This window comes from Candidatus Planktophila sp., assembly GCF_040402315.1.
GTDB lineage: Bacteria > Actinomycetota > Actinomycetes > Nanopelagicales > Nanopelagicaceae > Planktophila.
In genome coordinates this window covers 37,577-38,973 of record NZ_JBBAMU010000009.1, presented here as the reverse complement: position 1 = coordinate 38,973, position 1,397 = coordinate 37,577, and the positions used below count along the sequence as shown (strand labels likewise).

1 protein-coding gene is annotated in these 1,397 nt (G+C 52.1%); it reads right to left on the bottom strand.

Annotation, left to right across the window (positions count from 1 at the left end; translation table 11 throughout):
• On the bottom strand, window positions 1–1,370 hold a 1,370-nt coding region (locus tag AC9UEP_RS02970), incomplete at its 3' end, for an MFS transporter (protein ID WP_509543861.1).
• Window positions 1,371–1,397 lie beyond the last annotated feature (27 nt).

Sequence of the window (1,397 nt, the reverse complement as noted above, 5' to 3'; positions counted from 1 at the left end):
AGTTCTCCTTGCAACGCTGCGACGATATCGGACCAGAGCGAGACTTGTGGGCGATCTTTCATCTGGCGGTAGGAGATGTAGCCAATCAGTGCTGCGATCAGACCAGCGAGCAACATAGTTATCTGGGCGCCGTTGTAGTCAAGGGTGGTGTTCTTAAATTCATATCTATGTTCACCAATGGTGGCAGCGATGATGGGCGCGGTGGCCAGAACTGCTACCAAGGTAATGCGAATCAGTGATTGCACAAAGGCGAAGGTGCGACCACGAACATCATCGTGTACTTCCATGCCGAGCATGGTGAAGCCGGTGACCCAGGTGATGCCGCTAAAGGCGCCAAGGAAGATCACGATGATGACTGACAGTGTCAGATTTGAAATCAGCGCCAACAACACAAGGAAGAAGCCAGCGGTGGAAAGAGAGGCACCAAATAAACGACGACGTGAAAACTGCGCAAAGATCTTTGGCCCAAATGCAATACCGATGGCAAGGCCAGTGAAAACCGCACCGAAGAGAACACCATATGCGGCATCGCCGCCGCCAAGGTCTCCTACAAATGTGCGAGCAAGGCCAATGACGGCGCCTGCTGCTGAGAAGGCGCCAATCATGCCAATGATCAGCCCGCGAATAATCTTTGATTGCGAGACAGCCTTCCAACCTTGAAGTAGTGATTGGCCGATGTTCTGCTCGGCATCTTTTTTAGAGGCGGCTCCTTTTGGAATCTCTTTGAGACCACGGATTGTGTAGGCGGCAAAGAGGAAGGAGAGAGCATTGAAGTAGAGGGCGATATCTACTGAGTTAGTTGGTAGCAGTGGGCTAATCGTTGCAAGAGCACCTGAGAGCAAGGTAAGAAGTGTGAAGAGAATTGCAGCAATGGGTGCGGTGCCATAGGCAGCTAGTAGTGAGACTTGATTAGCATTTTCTAACTTATCGCGTGGGACCAGATTAGGTACTGATGCTTCCTTCGCTGGTGACCAGAACAAAGTAAGGCACTCCACCAAGATCATGGCGGCATAGAGCCAGAAGTAGGTGTGCACGATTGGAATGGAGATATAGAGGGCGGCGCGAAGAATGTCGATGACAACCATCAAGCGGCGGCGATCAAAGCGATCTGCAAATACTCCAGCAATAGGGCCAAGAAATACTGCGGGTAACAATCGCGCAATAAAGACACCGGCGATAGCAAAGTTTGCAGTGGCATAAGAGCCGCCAGAAAGTTGTGCGGCCAGGGCGGTAGTTGCAAGCAGACCAAGCCAATCACCTAAGGAAGAGAAGACCATCGCCTTCCAGAGTTTGCGAAATGCCGGGATAGCAAGGACGCTGCGGGTGGCATCCTGCTTAGGAGCAGCAGGTGTGGGCAGGCTAGCTGGCATGAGGGAAGTCTATCGGGAGCGTCAGAT